At 55.6% G+C, this 17,630-nt stretch carries 15 protein-coding genes and 4 tRNA genes; 13 read left to right on the top strand and 6 right to left on the bottom strand.

Annotated features, from left to right (window positions below; translation table 11 throughout):
- The 7 genes from wecG to K7B04_RS04030 all read left to right on the top strand — a co-directional run bounded on the left by wecG (position 1) and on the right by K7B04_RS04030 (position 4,280).
- Positions 1–741, top strand: coding sequence for a lipopolysaccharide N-acetylmannosaminouronosyltransferase (gene wecG, locus K7B04_RS04060; RefSeq protein ID WP_163448161.1), 741 nt, complete (start codon positions 1–3; stop codon positions 739–741).
- A gap of 231 nt (positions 742–972) precedes the next feature.
- Positions 973–2,358, top strand: coding sequence for an amino acid permease (locus K7B04_RS04055; protein ID WP_163448162.1), 1,386 nt, complete (start codon positions 973–975; stop codon positions 2,356–2,358).
- Positions 2,359–2,460: 102 nt separating this feature from the next.
- Positions 2,461–2,537: transfer RNA gene (locus tag K7B04_RS04050), tRNA-Arg, on the top strand.
- Between the two features lie 58 nt (positions 2,538–2,595).
- Positions 2,596–2,671, top strand: a tRNA-His gene (locus tag K7B04_RS04045).
- Between the two features lie 23 nt (positions 2,672–2,694).
- A tRNA-Leu gene (locus tag K7B04_RS04040) sits at positions 2,695–2,780 on the top strand.
- Between the two features lie 42 nt (positions 2,781–2,822).
- Positions 2,823–2,899 (top strand) — tRNA-Pro (locus K7B04_RS04035).
- Between the two features lie 145 nt (positions 2,900–3,044).
- A complete protein-coding gene (locus K7B04_RS04030; RefSeq protein WP_223803529.1) occupies positions 3,045–4,280 on the top strand; it encodes an anaerobic sulfatase maturase in 1,236 nt (411 codons plus the stop codon).
- A 45-nt stretch (positions 4,281–4,325) separates the two neighbouring features.
- Here K7B04_RS04030 and K7B04_RS04025 read toward each other — a convergent pair whose 3' ends face one another.
- From K7B04_RS04025 to hemC, 5 genes are all read right to left on the bottom strand, one after another.
- Positions 4,326–5,978, bottom strand: a complete 1,653-nt coding sequence (locus K7B04_RS04025) for an arylsulfatase (RefSeq protein ID WP_167577161.1) — start codon at positions 5,976–5,978, stop codon at positions 4,326–4,328.
- A gap of 662 nt (positions 5,979–6,640) precedes the next feature.
- Positions 6,641–7,837 carry a protoheme IX biogenesis protein HemY gene (hemY, locus tag K7B04_RS04020; protein WP_223803528.1) on the bottom strand — a complete coding sequence of 399 codons (1,197 nt, stop codon included), beginning with the start codon at positions 7,835–7,837 and terminating at the stop codon, positions 6,641–6,643.
- A 3-nt stretch (positions 7,838–7,840) separates the two neighbouring features.
- Positions 7,841–9,034, bottom strand: coding sequence for a uroporphyrinogen-III C-methyltransferase (gene hemX / locus K7B04_RS04015; protein WP_167577160.1), 1,194 nt, complete (start codon positions 9,032–9,034; stop codon positions 7,841–7,843).
- A 21-nt stretch (positions 9,035–9,055) separates the two neighbouring features.
- Positions 9,056–9,796, bottom strand: a complete 741-nt coding sequence (gene hemD / locus K7B04_RS04010; RefSeq protein ID WP_223803527.1) for a uroporphyrinogen-III synthase — start codon at positions 9,794–9,796, stop codon at positions 9,056–9,058.
- The gene (gene hemC, locus K7B04_RS04005; protein WP_223803526.1) at positions 9,793–10,734 is read right to left on the bottom strand and encodes a hydroxymethylbilane synthase; all 942 of its coding nucleotides are present in this window, start codon (positions 10,732–10,734) and stop codon (positions 9,793–9,795) included. The genes hemD and hemC overlap by 4 nt, the downstream gene beginning before the upstream one ends.
- A 407-nt stretch (positions 10,735–11,141) precedes the next feature.
- On the opposite strand from hemC, the gene cyaA reads away from it, so the two are divergent.
- The gene (cyaA, locus tag K7B04_RS04000) at positions 11,142–13,688 is read left to right on the top strand and encodes a class I adenylate cyclase (RefSeq protein WP_064546437.1); all 2,547 of its coding nucleotides are present in this window, start codon (positions 11,142–11,144) and stop codon (positions 13,686–13,688) included.
- Between the two features lie 43 nt (positions 13,689–13,731).
- Here cyaA and cyaY read toward each other — a convergent pair whose 3' ends face one another.
- Positions 13,732–14,052, bottom strand: a complete 321-nt coding sequence (cyaY, locus tag K7B04_RS03995) for an iron donor protein CyaY (protein WP_163448169.1) — start codon at positions 14,050–14,052, stop codon at positions 13,732–13,734.
- A gap of 139 nt (positions 14,053–14,191) precedes the next feature.
- Here cyaY and K7B04_RS03990 point away from each other — a divergent pair, with 139 nt between their 5' ends.
- From K7B04_RS03990 to yigB, 5 genes are read left to right on the top strand one after another with little or no spacing between them, the layout of a single operon-like run.
- On the top strand, positions 14,192–14,395 hold the full coding sequence (locus tag K7B04_RS03990) for a lipoprotein (RefSeq protein WP_163448170.1): 204 nt from the start codon (positions 14,192–14,194) through the stop codon (positions 14,393–14,395).
- A 32-nt stretch (positions 14,396–14,427) separates the two neighbouring features.
- Positions 14,428–15,252, top strand: a complete 825-nt coding sequence (dapF, locus tag K7B04_RS03985) for a diaminopimelate epimerase (RefSeq protein ID WP_064546442.1) — start codon at positions 14,428–14,430, stop codon at positions 15,250–15,252.
- A complete protein-coding gene (locus tag K7B04_RS03980; RefSeq protein ID WP_223803525.1) occupies positions 15,249–15,956 on the top strand; it encodes a DUF484 domain-containing protein in 708 nt (235 codons plus the stop codon). Before dapF ends, K7B04_RS03980 begins: the two co-directional genes overlap by 4 nt.
- Positions 15,953–16,858, top strand: coding sequence for a tyrosine recombinase XerC (xerC, locus tag K7B04_RS03975; protein WP_223803524.1), 906 nt, complete (start codon positions 15,953–15,955; stop codon positions 16,856–16,858). The genes K7B04_RS03980 and xerC overlap by 4 nt, the downstream gene beginning before the upstream one ends.
- Positions 16,858–17,574 carry a 5-amino-6-(5-phospho-D-ribitylamino)uracil phosphatase YigB gene (gene yigB / locus K7B04_RS03970; protein WP_223803523.1) on the top strand — a complete coding sequence of 239 codons (717 nt, stop codon included), beginning with the start codon at positions 16,858–16,860 and terminating at the stop codon, positions 17,572–17,574. The genes xerC and yigB overlap by 1 nt, the downstream gene beginning before the upstream one ends.
- Positions 17,575–17,630: the final 56 nt, after the last annotated feature.

The following is a 17,630-nucleotide window of genomic DNA, read 5'->3' as shown; positions in this document are numbered from 1 at the left end:
ATGGCTGACTTACGGACCGCGCCGACTTATACCCTACGCGGGATCAACCTCATCGGCTGGCGCAATATGCAGCACGCGCTGGACTATCTGTATGCGGGTGGCAATCTGAAGCAAGGGACTCTGGTGGCGATCAACGCCGAGAAGATGCTGACGCTGGAAGATAACGCCGAAGTGCGGGCGTTGATTAACGACGCCGAATTTAAATATGCCGACGGTATCTCGGTAGTGCGATCCGTACGTAAGAAATACCCAAATGCTGATGTGTCTCGTGTGGCGGGGGCCGACCTGTGGGAGGCGCTGATGGCGCGCGCGGGCGCGGAAGGGACACCGGTGTTTCTGGTCGGCGGTAAGCCGGAGGTGATGGCCGAAACGGCGCAAAAACTGCGTCAGCAGTGGAACGTCAATCTGGTGGGTACCCAGGATGGTTATTTCACCGCCGAGCAGCGTCCCGCGTTGTTTGAACGTATCCGCGACAGCGGGGCGAAAATCGTGACCGTAGCGATGGGCTCGCCTAAGCAGGAAATCCTGATGCGCGACTGCCGTCAGGTTTACCCTGACGCTCTCTACATGGGGGTGGGCGGCACTTACGACGTCTTTACCGGCCACGTCAAACGCGCGCCTAAGGTGTGGCAAACGCTGGGGCTGGAGTGGCTTTATCGCCTGTTTTCCCAGCCGAGCCGCATCACGCGCCAGCTGCGCCTGCTGCGCTATTTACGCTGGCATTACACCAATAACCTCTGAATATTCCGCGCATTATTCGCAATGAATCACGCATTTCCTGCGTGATTCATTCACAATCTCGATACGTTATCCCTCATTTATATTTGCCATTTGTGTGAAATTGTTAAACCATTCGCATGCCCTGACGATGTATCCGTATTTCTACGGATATGTCCACATCCGAAAGACATCTTTTTTCTATAAAAATAAAACCGGCATTGACCGGGTATATATGCAAACACAAGAGGATCTATGGCAGAGAATAAACCGGAGCTCCAGCGCGGCCTGGAAGCCCGTCATATTGAGTTGATTGCCCTTGGCGGCACCATTGGCGTCGGCCTGTTCATGGGGGCGGCAAGCACCCTGAAGTGGGCCGGCCCGTCGGTGCTGCTGGCCTACATTCTGGCCGGGGTTTTTGTTTTCTTCATTATGCGTTCGATGGGCGAAATGCTGTTTATCGAACCGGTCACCGGCTCGTTCGCCGTTTACGCGCACCGTTATATGAGCCCGTTCTTCGGCTACCTCACCGCCTGGTCATACTGGTTTATGTGGATGGCGGTCGGGATTTCGGAGATTACGGCGATAGGGGTGTACGTGCAGTTCTGGTTCCCGGAGATGGCGCAGTGGATCCCGGCGCTGATTGCCGTGGGGCTGGTGGCGCTGGCGAACCTGGCGGCGGTGCGCTTGTACGGGGAAATTGAGTTCTGGTTCGCAATGATTAAGGTCACCACCATTATCGTGATGATCGTCATTGGTCTTGGCGTGATTTTCTTTGGCTTTGGCAACGGCGGCACCTCCATCGGTTTTAGCAACCTCACTGAACACGGCGGCTTCTTCGCGGGCGGCTGGAAGGGCTTCCTGACGGCATTGTGCATCGTTGTGGCTTCCTATCAGGGCGTAGAGCTTATCGGCATGACGGCCGGTGAAGCCAGGAACCCGCAGGTGACTCTGCGCAGCGCGGTAGGCAAAGTGCTGTGGCGCATCCTGATTTTCTACGTGGGCGCGATTTTCGTTATCGTCACCATCTTCCCGTGGAATGAAATTGGCACTAACGGCAGCCCGTTTGTACTGACCTTCGCCAAAATCGGTATCACCGCGGCGGCGGGCATTATCAACTTCGTGGTACTGACAGCGGCGCTGTCTGGCTGTAACAGCGGAATGTACAGCTGCGGGCGCATGCTTTACGCGCTGGCGAAAAACCGTCAGCTGCCTGCGGCGATGGGTAAAGTGAGCAAAAGCGGCGTACCGGCGGTTGGGGTGAGCGTGTCGATTGTTATTCTGCTGATTGGCTCCTGCCTGAACTACATCATTCCAAACCCGCAGCGTGTGTTCGTCTACGTCTACAGCGCCAGCGTGCTGCCGGGGATGGTGCCGTGGTTTGTTATCCTGATTAGCCAGCTGCGTTTCCGTCGCGCACATAAAGCGGCGATTGCCAGCCATCCGTTCCGCTCAATTATGTTCCCGTGGGCCAACTATTTGACCATGGCGTTCCTGATTTGTGTGCTGATCGGTATGGGCTTCAATGACGATACCCGTATGTCGCTGTTTGTGGGGGCGTTGTTTTTGGCCATCGTGACCGTGGTTTATAAGGTTTTTGGTATGGGCAAGGGCGTTGAAGTGCAAAAAGTGCAGAAATAAGCAGCAAAACGCACAAACCATGAGCAAACGATAATTTTCTTTAAAAAGGCACTAGACAGCGGGGTAGGAAGTCCGTATTATCCGACCCCGCAACGGCGCTAAGCGCCCGTAGCTCAGCTGGATAGAGCGCTGCCCTCCGGAGGCAGAGGTCTCAGGTTCGAATCCTGTCGGGCGCACCATTTACCCGGTGCTGGAGCTGCGGTGGTTTTTTTAAGACCGCGTAAAAGATTTGCAGTGGTGGCTATAGCTCAGTTGGTAGAGCCCTGGATTGTGATTCCAGTTGTCGTGGGTTCGAATCCCATTAGCCACCCCATTATTTGATAGAGTTGTGAATTTGCGAAGGTGGCGGAATTGGTAGACGCGCTAGCTTCAGGTGTTAGTGTCCTTAGGATGTGGGGGTTCGAGTCCCCCCCCTCGCACCACGACTTTAACGAATTGAACTAAAAATTCAAAAAGCAGTATTTCGGCGAGTAGCGCAGCTTGGTAGCGCAACTGGTTTGGGACCAGTGGGTCGGAGGTTCGAATCCTCTCTCGCCGACCAATTTTGAACCCCGCTTCGGCGGGGTTTTTTGTTTTCTCCGTTCCAAGCACATTTCCGAATTTCTCGCTATGCGCAAAAAACGCCCCTTTCGCTGAGAAATGCTTCACTATGATGAAGCATTCCCGTGCATAAGGATGGCGAGACGATGCCCCAACAGATCCCAATCCGCGCGTTTCACGCGATGGCCAAGCCCAGCGGCTCTGACTGCAACCTCAACTGTACCTACTGTTTTTATCTTGAGAAGCAAGCGCTTTACCCCGACGTGTGCTCACGCATGAGTGACCAGACGCTGGAGGCCTACATCAAAAACTATATTGCCGCCGTTGAAGCGCAGGCTGAAGTGGCCTTTACCTGGCAGGGTGGCGAGCCGACGCTGCTGGGGCTGGACTTTTATCGTCGCGCGGTGGCGTTACAGGCTAAATACGGCGCGGGTCGACGCATCAGCAACAGTTTTCAGACCAACGGCGTGTTGCTGAATGACGAGTGGTGCCTCTTTTTCCGCGAACAGCGTTTTTTAATCGGCCTGTCTCTGGATGGCCCGGCGGAGATTCACAACGCCTATCGTCTGACAAAAGGCGGCAAGCCCACGCACAAGCTGGTGATGCGCGCGCTGGCGCTACTGCAAAAACACGGTGTTGATTACAATGTTCTGGCCTGCGTGAACCGGCAAAGCGCACAGCAACCGCTTAAAGTTTATGATTTTCTGTGTGAATCCGGCGTGGAATTCATCCAGTTTATCCCGGTCGTCGAGCGCCTGGCTGGCCCGCGGGAAGCCAATGTGGGGCTTTCGCTGCAGGGGCCAGGGAGTGAGCATTCAGCAGAGAGGGTCACGGCCTGGTCCGTTCGCCCGAAAGCCTACGGTGAGTTTCTTACCGCGATTTTTGACCGCTGGATCCAGCGCGACGTCGGTAAAGTGTTTGTGATGAACATTGAGTGGGCTTTTGCCAACTTTGTCGGCGCGCCCGGTGCGGTGTGTCATCATCAGCCTACCTGCGGGCGCTCGATCGTTGTTGAGCACAGCGGTGATGTTTATGCCTGTGATCACTATGTCTACCCGGAATTCCAGCTCGGCAATCTCCATCAACACAGCTTTGCGCAGATGGTTGATACCCCTGAGCAGGAACAGTTTGGTCGTGATAAATTTGCCCGCCTGCCGGTGGCCTGTAAGCAGTGTGAAGTGCTGAGGGCGTGCTGGGGCGGCTGCCCTAAGCATCGTTTTATCTCAACGGAGGGCGGTGAGCAAAACTACCTGTGTGAAGGTTTCCGCCACTACTTCCGTCATTTGCCTCCGTATCTGAAGGCGATGCGCGATCTGCTTGCCAGCGGTCGCCCGGCCAGCGACATCATGAAGGCGCAGCGGGTATTCCCATCGCACAAATAGCCAGCTCGCCGGAGATGTTTCCGGCGAGCTGGATCGGTGCGGCTGTCAGAGCTTGATTTGGACTTTTGGCGGATATTTTTTCAGGATAGCCATGTAGTCATGTACTTCGGTCTGTAGCGGCACGCCCATAGGGATGTGACGGATGCCAACAGATTCGCTTTCCTGTGGGTCGGTATACAGATTAAACATCATGCTTCCTGCCGTCTGCATCACCGCGCCGGTGAAGCCGCCCTGATAGCCGGTTTGGGTAAAGGCATACGGTTGTTGAATCAGCAGATGATATTTAAACTCATCGATACGCACGGCAGAGAGCTGGCCGTTGAGGAAGTAGTGTTCCGCCTTGCGGTTAGACTGCCCGTTGCTGCCAAGGAAGAATGAGGACTGATCGACCCCGTCAATGAAGGTGGTTTTGGGTACCAGTTTAGAGACTTCCGCTCCCGGTTTACCGGCTAACGCCAGCGCCGTTGGGAACAGATCCGCCAGATCGACGATACCGTCTGACTTACGCGGCTGGATCATCCCCTTCCAGTAAACGAAGGTGGGGACGCGGACGCCGCCTTCCCAGGTGGACCCTTTTGCACCCCGGAACGGCGTGCGGCCATGCGGTGGGACTTCCGCTTCCGGGCCGTTATCGGAGGTGAAGACGATTAGCGTATTATCCAACTGGCCATTTTTCTCCAGTGTTTTATACAGGTTGGCGAACACATCATTCATTTCAACCATGCAGTCGCTAAAGGATGTGCGCGCCGGTGAACTTCCCGCATATTTGGCGTTAGGGTAGTTGTCGAAGTGGCAGCCGCGCGTGCCGTAGTACAGGAAAAAAGGCTTATCGCTTTTCGCCATCTTGTTGAGGAAGTCTACGCCGTACTGCATCCAGCGCTGATCGAGATCCTCCATATACTTTGGCGTAATGTCAGCAATCGCTTCCTGTTTACCGCCTCGTACCGCGTGAACGTCATCTTTACTGAACGGCAGATTTTTAATGTATTCGGAGCGAGAGGGGCTTAGCGCAACCTCTGGGTTCACGTTGACGTCACGCCACTCGGTATACATATCAGAGACCGAATTAAACCCGCGGAAATCATCAAAGCCGACGTTCTGGGGCTGTGAGCCTTCATTTTCGCCCATGTGCCATTTACCGATCGCCTGAGTGACATAACCCTGATCGTGCAGCAATTGCGGCAGGGTGGTTAACCCTTCCAGCCCCCCGGGCATGCCATACATCGGGGGCATCAGAATCCCGTGGTGTACAGAGTATTGACCGGTCATGATGGTGGCGCGTGTGGGAGAGGAACTGGGTTGCGAGTAAGCAGAAGTCAAAATTAACCCCTGACTGGCAACGGCATCGATATCCGGAGTTGGGTTGCCAACCGCGACACCGCCGCCGTTAAAGCCAACATCCATCCAACCTACGTCATCCAGAATGAAGATGATAACGTTAGGTTTTTTTCCGGTTTTTTTCTCAATGTCGGCCAGCTTTTGCTGCGCCTCTTTATTCTGTTCGGGGTGCATCATTACCGGCATCATATTATCGGCAATAGATGTCGCTTTTTTTACCAGATATTGATTAGGGTGGTCGTAACCGGAGTAACCTTGCTTAGCTGTCGCTACCGCGGGTGTATCTACCGCATTAGCGAACGCAGGAAGCGCCGTAATGATAGCTACAGCCAGCAGCTTACGTGGGAAAGATAAATCCATTATATAATCTCCAGGTAATATATTATTGATAGATACAACAGCCTTGGATAAGAAGGTTAAAACAACTATCTAATAATTATGGATAAAAGATTACAGCAACGGCTGGCGTTGCCTGTGAAGAATCGTATACCTTAATTTCTTCTGCTGTAAATATAATGACAGCGCAGGTGCGATAATGGATTAATAATCAATTGTTACTAATTTCTAAATAATTTGCCGCATGAATGAGGTCGATATTGGTATCTGGTTTTATTATTTATATATTGCCGTGGATTATTATTATGGTTAAATAAAACGGCAAAGTGAAATGACTGCGATGGCATGTTTTTTGATGAGTTAAAAAAGACGATATTGTCTTTAACCAGACATGTCATTTCTCAAAATTTTATGACATAATGCGCCGCGTAGATGCTCATTCCATCTCTTATGTTCGCCTTGTGCCTCATAAACTCAGGAATGATGCAGAGCCATTGACGGTGCTTATCGTCCACTGACAGATGTCGCTTTTTTGCCTCATCAGACACCATGGACATAACGTTGAGTGAAGCACCCATTAGTTGTCGAATTAAACCTGTTTAACGCCTGCTCCCAAAAAGAGCGGGCGTTTTTTTATGGGTAAAAAAGAAAAGGAGCCATTTGGCCCCTTTTTGCTAGCGCGTAGATTACGCTGGCGGATTGTTCTGCAGCGTCAGCATCAGCCCGTCCCGGCGCATGGCAGCGGCTTCTTCCGGCTGTTTCAGGCGGTCAAGCGTGTCAGCCAACCAGGCATAGTCGAAAGCATCCGGACGCTGCTTAAGCGCGGCGCGAAACGCCAGACTCGCTTCCTGCCACTCGCCGTGCTTCATCAGCGACTGGCCCAGCGTGCTCCACAACAGCGGGCGGTCGCCCACGGTTTTGATCTGCTGGCGCAGCAGTTTTTCCATCTGCTCCGGATTATTGGTGTGCAGACGTGGAATCAACATCACCAGACGATCGTCATACTGACGCTTCAGGCCGTCGATGATGATCTGCTGTGCGGTGTCATGATCGTCACACTCAATGAGGTGATCCGCCATGGCAACCTGCAGGGCCACCTGATGACGCGTTTTACGGCTTTGATTCTTCCACCAGTCACGCAGCCCTTCGCTGCCCTGGTCGGCGCGCACCTGGTCCATCAGACCAATCCACGCCTGCTGCTCCAGCGCCGCGCGATGGACGTCATCGCCGACGTTGGCTTTCGCCATTGATGGGATGATATCCAGCAGCGAACTCCAGGCCCCGGTCTGAATATAAGCCTGCTCGGCCAGACGCAGGACTTCCGGATGGCGTGGGGCGATTTCCAGCAGCTTATCAATACCGTGGCGCGCCGCGTGGGTTTCATGACGCGCCAGCTGTAGACGGACGCGAGTGATCTCAACCGGGATCAAATCGTTACCGGCATTTTCCGCTGCACGCTGTAGGTGTTGATTGGCGCGCGCTTCGTCACCGCGCTGCTGCGCGGCTTCAGCCGCCAGCAGGTAGTTGACGACAGGCTGTTCCGCGTGATCGGCATTTTTCGACATCAGCTTTTCAACCTGCTGATAGTCGCCTTCCGCCAGTTTCAACAGCGCCTGCTCGGTCTGCTTGCGTGCGCGACGGCGTTTACGGCCCACAAACCAGCCTCGGGTATGGGCGCTGGTACGGAAAATGCGGCGCAGAATCCATTCCAGCGCGAACAGGACCACCATGATCAGAATCATGATGATGACCAACCCGGTGACGCTGGTTTCAATGTTGTAATTGTCGGTCTGAATCAGCACGTAACCCTGGTGACCTGCAATCATCGGGCCGACCACCACGCCGGCAATCAGCAGTGCAAAGAGTAATAAGACTTTAAGCATCGATTACTCTCCTTGTGCTGGGGCTGGCGCAGGTTCTGCGGCGGCCGGTTGCTCTGCCGTAGGCTGAGCGGCAGCGGGCTGCGCCATCAAGTTACGCACGCGGGTCTGCATCAGTTTTTCCAGAATCGGCTGGCTTTGCAGGGTTTCCGGAACGTCCATGGCGATACTCTGCTGGCTGAGTTGATCGATGTCGTTCAGGAACGTTTTCGTGGCGGCGTCATCGGTATCATAGTAGGCGCGTACCCAGGTCGAGACGTTATCCAGCGCCTGCTTGTAGGTTTCCTGCTGATGACGCGGCACTGCCTGCGAGGCGGCAAGCAGTTGAGCACGGATGTTCTCGCGCAGGTAGATATCCTGGTTCGGCGCCAGCAGCGGAACGGCGGTCTCGTCGCGGCGGCGAATGGTAATAAAGCTGTCCATAAAGTTCTGCCAGCTTTTTTGCAAATTGACGCGCCACTCGCTGAGCGAAGCCGACAGTTCGCCATCGTCGCTGTCCATCGGCGAATCGTCGGTATTATTGTCCGCCAGACGCAGGTTATCCACCTGATTAGCAAGCTGGTTCACCTTCAGAATGATGCCGTCGAAATCAACCTGCGACACGGCGGAAAGGCTGGCGATATCTTCGGTAATTGCCCGGCGCGCGGTAATCAGACTGGGGTCGTTCATGTCCGCGAGACTGGCATCCGCGCTTTTCAGCAGTGCGGCAGCGGTGGTCACGTCCTGATCGCTCCACAGCTTGCGCCCGGCCAGCTTCACCAGGAAATCGGACTGGGCCAGCAGCCAGGTTTTTGAATCGGTGCCGGAGATAGCAGCCACTTTTTGCTGCACTTCATCCAACTGTTTGGCCATTTCGCTCTGCTGGGCTTTCGCCGCATCAAGCTGTTCGGCCTGTTGTTTAATGGTGGTTTCCAGCGCCTCTTTCTGCGCATCCTGCGCTTTTTGCAGCGCGATGAGCTGATTGGCGAGAGTATCGCTGGTGGTGGATTGGTTGACGGCCTGCTGTTTACCCCAGCCGTACAGACCGATGCCCGCCGCCAGCGCGATAGCGATAGCAACGGCGCTCAGCACCAGACTGGTTTTCCCGCCGGTATTTTTCTTCTCAGCATTTTCTGGCTTACGGACCTCGGGTTGCGGCGTGGTGTTCACGACGTCCCCGGATTCTTCAACCACGGCGGAGTTTTCTTTTTGTTCCGTCATTATGGCTTCCAATTTTGAGAGTTATTGTAATGCGCGCAGCAGCGCATCGTTGTCGGCGCTATCGGCAACCTGAATTTCCTGCCAGCCCATCTCCCGGGCCAGTTTTGCAATGCGCTCACTCACCACCAGTAACCGACACTTGAGCAACCAGCTCTCCCGGTACCAGAGGGGAATCAGCGTCCAAAGCTGTTGCAGCATTTCGCCGCTGGTGACCACAATCGTCGAGACGCCTCGCGACTGCCAGCGCATGGCTTCTTCCGCGCCATCGTAGTGAATGGCGCTGCGCTGATAGCATTCACACAGCGTCACGTCGGCGCCACGGGCGGTAAGCGTTTCAGCGAGCAGCTCACGGCCACCGTTGCCGCGCAGAATAAGCGCCTTCTTTCCCGCAATATTTTGTAATTCAGGTAATTGTAGCAATACTTCGCTGATTTCCCGATCTAAAGGGTAGCGTACGTCGGCTCCGCTGACCTGATGCAGAGCCAGCGCCGTAGTGCGACCAATGGCAAAATAGCGGGGAGCCGTTGGCCAGCAAAGGCGCTGCTGCTGTAACTGCGATTGGGCAAAGCTCACCGCATGCTGCGACAACGCGAACGCTAAATCTCCATCGTCCAGCGCGCCAAGCGCTTGGCCGAGCGTATTAAGTTCGCGACCGGGGGTGAATTCAATCAGCGGGAAACTCCAGGCTACTCGCCCCAGCGCGCGCAAACGGCTCACGAGCGCTTCACTTTGCGGGGCGGGGCGGGTAACCAGAATGGTCATACTGAGGCGTCTCCGTCGTAGACCGCGGCAAGAATTTCTCGTGCGCCGTTATCGAGCAGCTCTTCAGCCAGCGCAATGCCCATTTTCTCGGCCTCTTCCGGCAGGCCGCGACGCTCGCCGCAAACCATTTGACTGCCGTCCGGCGCGCCAACCAGCGCGCGCAGCCAGAGTTCTCCATCAATGAGTTCCGCATAGCTGCCGATAGGCACCTGACAGCCGCCTTCCAGCCGCGTGTTCATCGCCCGTTCGGCGCGCACGCGGACAGCAGTGTCGTCATGATTCAACGGCGCCAGCAGCGCACGCGTTTGTTCATCGTCGAGGCGGCACTCAATGCCGACGGCGCCCTGGCCAACGGCCGGGAGCGACTCTTCCGGCGACATCGGCTGGCGGATGCGGGCATCCAGTTCCAGACGTTTAAGGCCGGCAACGGCGAGGATGATCGCATCGTAGTCGCCGTTGTCGAGTTTGCTCAGCCGCGTGCCGACGTTGCCGCGCAGCGAACGAATCACCAGGTCCGGGCGGCGTTTGGCCAACTGACACTGGCGACGCAGACTGGAAGTGCCGACGACGCTGCCTGCCGGGAGGTCATCCATGCTGGCGTAATGGTTCGAGACGAAGGCGTCACGTGGGTCGTCGCGCTCGCAGATGGTCACCAGCCCCAGCCCTTCAGGGAATTCCACTGGCACATCTTTCATCGAATGCACGGCGATATCCGCGCGATTTTCAAGCAGTGCCAGCTCCAGTTCTTTGACAAAAAGCCCCTTGCCGCCCACTTTGGCCAGCGGCGTATCAAGGATCACATCACCGCGCGTGACCATCGGGACAAGCGTCACCGTCAGCCCAGGATGGCAGGCCTCCAGGCGTTCTTTTACATAGTGCGCTTGCCAGAGCGCGAGCGGGCTCTGACGTGTGGCAATTCTCAAAACTTTGTCTAACATGCTTGTTACCGTCATCTATCGTCCGTTGTCCATCCTAACATTGTTGCCTTAATGATGTTAGTTTTCAGGGATTCATACCCTGAACAATTCGCGATGCAGGAAACGTGCCTTCAGCCTAAACGGAGACAAGCATAAACGGGGTTGTGTTTACCGTTCATTACTGGCACTGTCTTGATCGTATGCCGGGGTTTACAGCAGCATTCAATGCTACACTTGTTGTAGTGCAACATTCTTTACGGTCAACCGGCAAGGTGTTAAATTGATCACGTTTTAAACCATTTTTTGTCCAGAATTCGATAATGACAACGGCGGACGAAAAACGGTAACGGTTCTTCTTGTTGAAATATTAAAACCTCCGTACCGCTTGAACAGGATACGTCGAGGTTTTGAACATCAGGCGATATGTCTTGTACCTCTATATTGAGACGCTAAAACAGAGACTGGATGCCATCAACCAACTGCGCGTGGATCGCGCGCTTGCAGCCATGGGCCCTGCTTTCCAGCAGGTATACAGTCTACTGCCGACATTATTACATTATCATCATCCGCTGATGCCGGGTTACCTTGACGGTAACGTTCCCAAGGGCATCTGCCTCTACACGCCTGATGAAACCCAACGCCATTACCTCGACGAACTCGAGCTGCATCGCGGCATGCCGCCGCAGAGCACTGCCAAGGGCGAACTGCCGATTACCGGCGTTTACACCATGGGCAGCACCTCGTCCGTTGGCCAGAGCTGTTCCTCCGATCTGGATATCTGGGTCTGTCACCAGTCGTGGCTCGACAATGATGAACGCCAATTGTTACAGCGCAAATGCAGTCTGCTGGAAAGCTGGGCGGCATCGCTGGGCGTGGAAGTCAGCTTCTTCCTGATCGACGAAAACCGTTTCCGTCATAACGAAAGCGGCAGCCTCGGTGGGGAAGACTGCGGTTCAACGCAGCACATTTTACTGCTCGACGAATTTTATCGTACGGCGGTGCGCCTGGCGGGCAAACGTATTCTGTGGAATATGGTGCCGTGCGAAGAAGAAGATCATTACGATGACTACGTGATGACGCTCTACGCCCAGGGCGTGCTGACGCCGAATGAATGGCTTGACCTCGGCGGATTGAGCTCGCTCTCCGCCGAAGAGTACTTTGGCGCCAGCCTGTGGCAGCTGTATAAGAGTATCGACTCGCCGTACAAAGCGGTGTTGAAAACCCTGCTGCTGGAAGCCTACTCGTGGGAGTATCCCAACACGCGCCTGCTGGCGAAGGACATTAAACAGCGCCTGCATGATGGCGAGATCGTCTCTTTCGGTCTTGATGCCTACTGCATGATGCTGGAACGCGTGACCGAATACCTGAAGGCCATCGACGACGAAACCCGTCTCGACCTTGTGCGTCGCTGCTTCTATCTGAAAGTATGCGAAAAGCTCAGCCGTGAACGCGCTTGCGTTGGCTGGCGTCGCGAAGTGGTTGGGCAACTGGTGAAAGAGTGGGGCTGGAGTGAAGAGCGTCTGGCGATGCTCGATAACCGCGCCAACTGGAAAATCGACCAGGTCCGTGAAGCACACAACGAACTGCTCGACGCGATGATGCAGAGTTACCGCAACCTGATTCGCTTCGCCCGTCGTAACAACCTCAGCGTTTCCGCCAGCCCGCAGGATATCGGCGTGCTGACGCGTAAGCTGTACGCGGCGTTTGAAGCGCTGCCGGGCAAAGTGACGCTGGTGAACCCGCAGATCTCCCCGGACCTGTCCGAACCGAATCTGACCTTTATTTATGTTCCGCCAGGACGCGCCAACCGTACAGGTTGGTATCTTTACAACCGCGCCCCGAACATGGAATCCATCATCAGCCATCAGCCGCTGGAATATAACCGCTATCTCAACAAGCTGGTGGCCTGGGCCTGGTTTAACGGCCTGCTGACTTCACGCACGCGCCTGTTTATTAAGGGCAATGGCATTGTCGACCTGGCGAAACTGCAGGAGATGGTTGCTGACGTATCGCACCACTTCCCGCTGCGCCTGCCCGCGCCAACGCCGAAAGCGTTGTACAGCCCGTGTGAAATTCGCCATCTGGCGATTATCGTCAACCTCGAATACGACCCGACGGCAGCCTTCCGCAATCAGGTGGTGCACTTCGATTTCCGTAAGCTGGATACTTTCAGCTTCGGTGAAGACCAAAAATGCCTGGTCGGCAGCGTCGACCTGCTGTATCGCAACTCGTGGAACGAAGTGCGTACGCTGCACTTCAACGGCGAGCAGGCGATGATTGAAGCGCTGAAAACCATCCTCGGTAAAATGCACCAGGACGCCGCGCCGCCGGACAGCGTCGAAGTGTTCTGCTACAGCCAGCACCTGCGCGGCTTGATTCGTACCCGCGTGCAGCAGCTGGTTTCCGAGTGTATTGAACTGCGCCTTTCCAGTACCCGTCAGGAAACCGGTCGCTTCAAAGCGCTGCGTGTCTCCGGGCAAACCTGGGGCCTGTTCTTTGAGCGTCTGAACGTGTCGGTACAGAAGCTGGAAAACGCCATCGAGTTTTACGGCGCGATTTCGCATAACAAGCTGCACGGTCTGTCGGTGCAGGTTGAGACCAACCATGTGGAGTTGCCGCCGGTGGTGGATGGTTTTGCCAGCGAAGGGATTATCCAGTTCTTCTTCGAGGAGTCGGGCGAAGATCAGGGCTTTAACATCTATATTCTTGACGAGAGTAACCGCGCAGAGGTGTATCACCACTGTGAAGGCAGCAAAGAGGAGCTGGTGCGCGACGTCAGCCGCTTCTATTCCTCGTCGCACGATCGCTTCACCTACGGCTCAAGCTTTATCAACTTCAACCTGCCGCAGTTCTATCAGATTGTGAAGGTTGACGGCCGTGCGCAGGTGATTCCGTTCCGCAGCCAGGCGATTGTGCCGCCGCCGTCGAATCACGACAACAATAACGCGCCGCTGTTACAGCAGTACTTCTCTTAACTATGATGCCGGATGGCGGTTTCGCCTTATCCGGCAATCAGTCTTAGCGGAAGCTTACTTCCTCACCCGCCTGCTGCGTCGCCGCCTGTTCCAACAGATCCCAGAACGTTTCGCCGCTGCGATCGCAAACCCACTCGTCGCCTTTCAGGTCAAAGTGATAGCCGCCCTGTTTGGTCGCCAGCCACACCTGGTGCAACGGCTCCTGACGGTTAATAATGATTTTACTGCCGTTTTCAAAGCTGATGGTCAACACGCCGCCGTTGATTTCACAGTCGATATCGCTGTCGCCATCCCAGTCGTCCAGACGTTCTTCGATGGCTAACCACAGAGTGTCGGCAAGGCGATGAAATTCACTGTCGTTCATTGTTTTATCCCGCTATTTAGTGATAGCGGCAGTATAGCGTGAAACAAATCACGTTGCAGTCAGGCGCTTAACGCTTGCTTTTGCGCCTTCTCCTGCGATGATAGAAAATAGAAAGCATTGAACTACAGGCATCTTAAGAATGAATAAGATTTTTCGACCGCTGGCTTTGTTACTTGCACTGTTTAGCCTTGCAGGCTGCGGCCTGAAGGGCCCGCTCTATTTCCCTCCGGCTGATAAGACGGCGGCACCGCCGACCAAACCCGTGACGCCGCCTGTGCAGAGCGCATCGCCGGACCGTAACGATCGTGGCGACGACGGCGGCCCGACGCAGGTTAACTACTGATTCCGTTCTGTACCGCGCAACTGGAGTAGATAATGCAGTTCTCTAAAATGCATGGCCTCGGCAACGATTTTATGGTCGTCGACGCGGTAACGCAGAATGTGTTTTTTTCGCCTGAGCTGATCCGCCGACTGGCGGACCGGCATCTGGGCGTGGGTTTTGATCAACTTCTGGTTGTCGAGCCGCCTTACGATCCGGACCTTGATTTCCACTACCGCATTTTCAACGCCGACGGCAGCGAAGTTTCTCAGTGCGGCAACGGCGCGCGCTGCTTTGCCCGCTTTGTGCGCCTGAAAGGCCTGACCAATAAACGTGATATTCGCGTCAGTACGGCTAACGGCCGTATGGTATTAAGCGTCACGGAAGATGACCTGGTACGCGTCAATATGGGGGAGCCGAACTTTGAGCCCTCGCAGGTCCCGTTCCGCGCCAACAAAGCGGAAAAGACCTATATTATGCGTGCGGCCGAGCAGACAGTATTGTGCGGCGTGGTTTCAATGGGGAACCCGCACTGCGTGATTCAGGTCGACGACGTCGATACGGCGGCCGTTGAAACGCTGGGCCCGGTGATGGAAAGCCATGAACGTTTTCCAGAACGCGCTAACATTGGTTTTATGCAGGTCGTGAAACGCGATCACATCCGCCTGCGCGTTTACGAACGCGGCGCGGGTGAGACGCAGGCCTGTGGAAGCGGTGCGTGTGCGGCGGTTGCTGTCGGTATTCAGCAGGGGTTGCTGGCGGAAGAAGTGCGCGTGGAATTGCCGGGCGGGCGTCTTGATATCGCCTGGAAAGGCCCGGGCCAACCGTTGTTTATGACTGGCCCGGCGGCACATGTCTATGACGGATTTATTCATCTATGAAACAGGTTGGGGAAGAACAGCAGGACGCCATCACCGCGCTGAATGACGGCGCGGTGGTAGACTATCTGTTGCAACATCCTGAATTCTTTATTCGTAATGCCGCTGCCGTCGAGCAGATGCGCGTCCCGCACCCGGTGCGGGGCATGGTCTCGCTGGTCGAGTGGCATATGGCGCGCTCGCGCAACTATATCGCGATGCTCGAAGAGAATATGAGCCAGCTGATGGAGCAGGCGACGGCCAACGAAGGTCTGTTCTATCGCTTGCTGCATCTGCAAAACCGGCTGGCGTGTGCCGACAGCCTCGACGATCTGCTGCTGCGTTTTCACCGCTGGGCGCGTGAGCTGGGGCTGGCGGGGGCGTCGATACGTCTGTTCTCCGATCGCTGGCGGCTTGGCGCTCCCTCTAAACACACCGACCTGGTGCTCTCTCGTCAGGCGTTCGAGCCGCTGCGTATCCAACGCTTAGGCCAGTCAAACCACTATCTGGGTACCCTCAATGGTCCGGAACTGCTGCTGGTATTGCCGGAGGCGAAAGCAGTAGGCTCGGTAGCCATGTCGATGATGGGCAGCGATGGCGACCTCGGGGTGATTCTCTTCAGCAGTCGTGACCCGCACCACTATCAGCCTGGACAGGGAACGCAGCTGTTGCAGGAAATCGCCTTGATGCTGCCTGGCCTGTTGGAACGGTGGATTGAACGCGAATGACCAGCGATATCGCATTGGGGCAAGATGTTACCCGTTTCCTGCGCTATCTGGGCGTTGAGCGGCAGCTAAGCCCCATTACCCTCCTGAACTATCAGCGTCAGCTTGATGCCATTATTGAACTGGCCGAAGGTATGGGCCTGCAGAATTGGCAACAATGTGATGCTGCGATGGTGCGTAGCTTCGCCACCCGCAGCCGTCGTAAGGGGCTGGGAGCGGCAAGCCTGGCGTTGCGCCTGTCAGCCTTACGCAGCTTCTTTGACTGGATGGTCAGCCAGGGCGTGCTACCGGCTAACCCGGCGAAAGGTATTGCCGCGCCAAAAGCGCCGCGCCACCTGCCGAAAAATATCGACGTCGACGACGTTAACCGCCTGCTGGATATTGACCTTAACGACCCGCTGGCGGTGCGCGACCGCGCGATGCTGGAAGTGATGTACGGCGCGGGTCTGCGTCTGTCCGAGCTGGTCAATCTGGATATCAAACATCTGGATCTCGACACCGGCGAAGTCTGGGTCATGGGCAAGGGCAGCAAAGAGCGCCGGTTGCCGATTGGCCGCAACGCTGTCGCGTGGATCGAACATTGGCTCGACCTGCGCGGGCTGTTTGGCGGCGACGAAGACGCGCTGTTCCTCTCAAAGCTCGGCAAGCGTATTTCGGCCCGCAACGTACAAAAACGTTTTGCCGAATGGGGTGTGAAGCAGGGGCTGAACAGCCACGTCCATCCCCATAAACTGCGCCATTCGTTCGCCACTCATATGCTTGAGTCGAGCGGCGATTTGCGCGGTGTGCAGGAACTGTTGGGGCACGCCAACCTCTCGACCACCCAAATCTATACCCATCTTGATTTTCAACACCTTGCTTCGGTGTACGATGCGGCGCATCCGCGCGCCAAACGGGAGAAATAATGCGTTTTTATCGACCACTGGGCACGATTGCCGCGTTGACCTTTGACCTTGACGATACCCTTTACGATAACCGCCCGGTGATTGACCGCACGATGCAGGAGTCGCTGAATTTTGTTCGCGGCTATCACCCGGCGCTGGCCAATTTTGATGCCCACACGCTTCAACAGTGGCGCGATGCGTTGCTGAAGACCGAGCCGGAGATTTATCACGACGTCACCGAATGGCGCTGGCGTGCGCTGGAGTCAGGGATGCGACAGCTGGGGTTAACGGCCCAGGAAGCGAAAGCTGGTGCCGATGCGGCAATGGATAACTTCGCCCACTGGCGTAGCCGGGTTGATGTGCCGCAGGAAACCCACGATACCCTGAAAAAGCTGGGCGAAAAGTGGCCGCTGGTGGCGATTACCAACGGTAACGCGCAGCCGGAGCTATTTGGTCTGAGCGACTACTTTGAGTTCGTGCTCCGCGCCGGGCCGGACGGGCGCTCGAAGCCGTTTGCCGATATGTATCACCTGGCGGCAGAAAAGCTCAACGTACCGCTCGGCGAGATTTTGCACGTGGGTGATGACCTGACCACCGATGTCGCGGGCGCCGTGCGCTGCGGGATGCAGGCCTGCTGGATCAAGCCGGAAAACGCCGATCTGATGCAGACCGCCGACAGCCGTTTGTTGCCGCACATTGAGATTTCCCGGTTGGCATCTCTGACCTCGCTGATATAATCGTCATAACTCTGTATAAATTCCCAGGGGTTCGTTAGAGCCCTCATTTTTCCGGC

Source organism: Kluyvera sp. CRP (genome assembly GCF_019930565.1).
Lineage (GTDB): Bacteria > Pseudomonadota > Gammaproteobacteria > Enterobacterales > Enterobacteriaceae > Kluyvera > Kluyvera georgiana_A.
The sequence above is the reverse complement of the archived record's forward strand: the minus strand, read 5'-3'. Positions and strand labels throughout refer to the sequence as shown.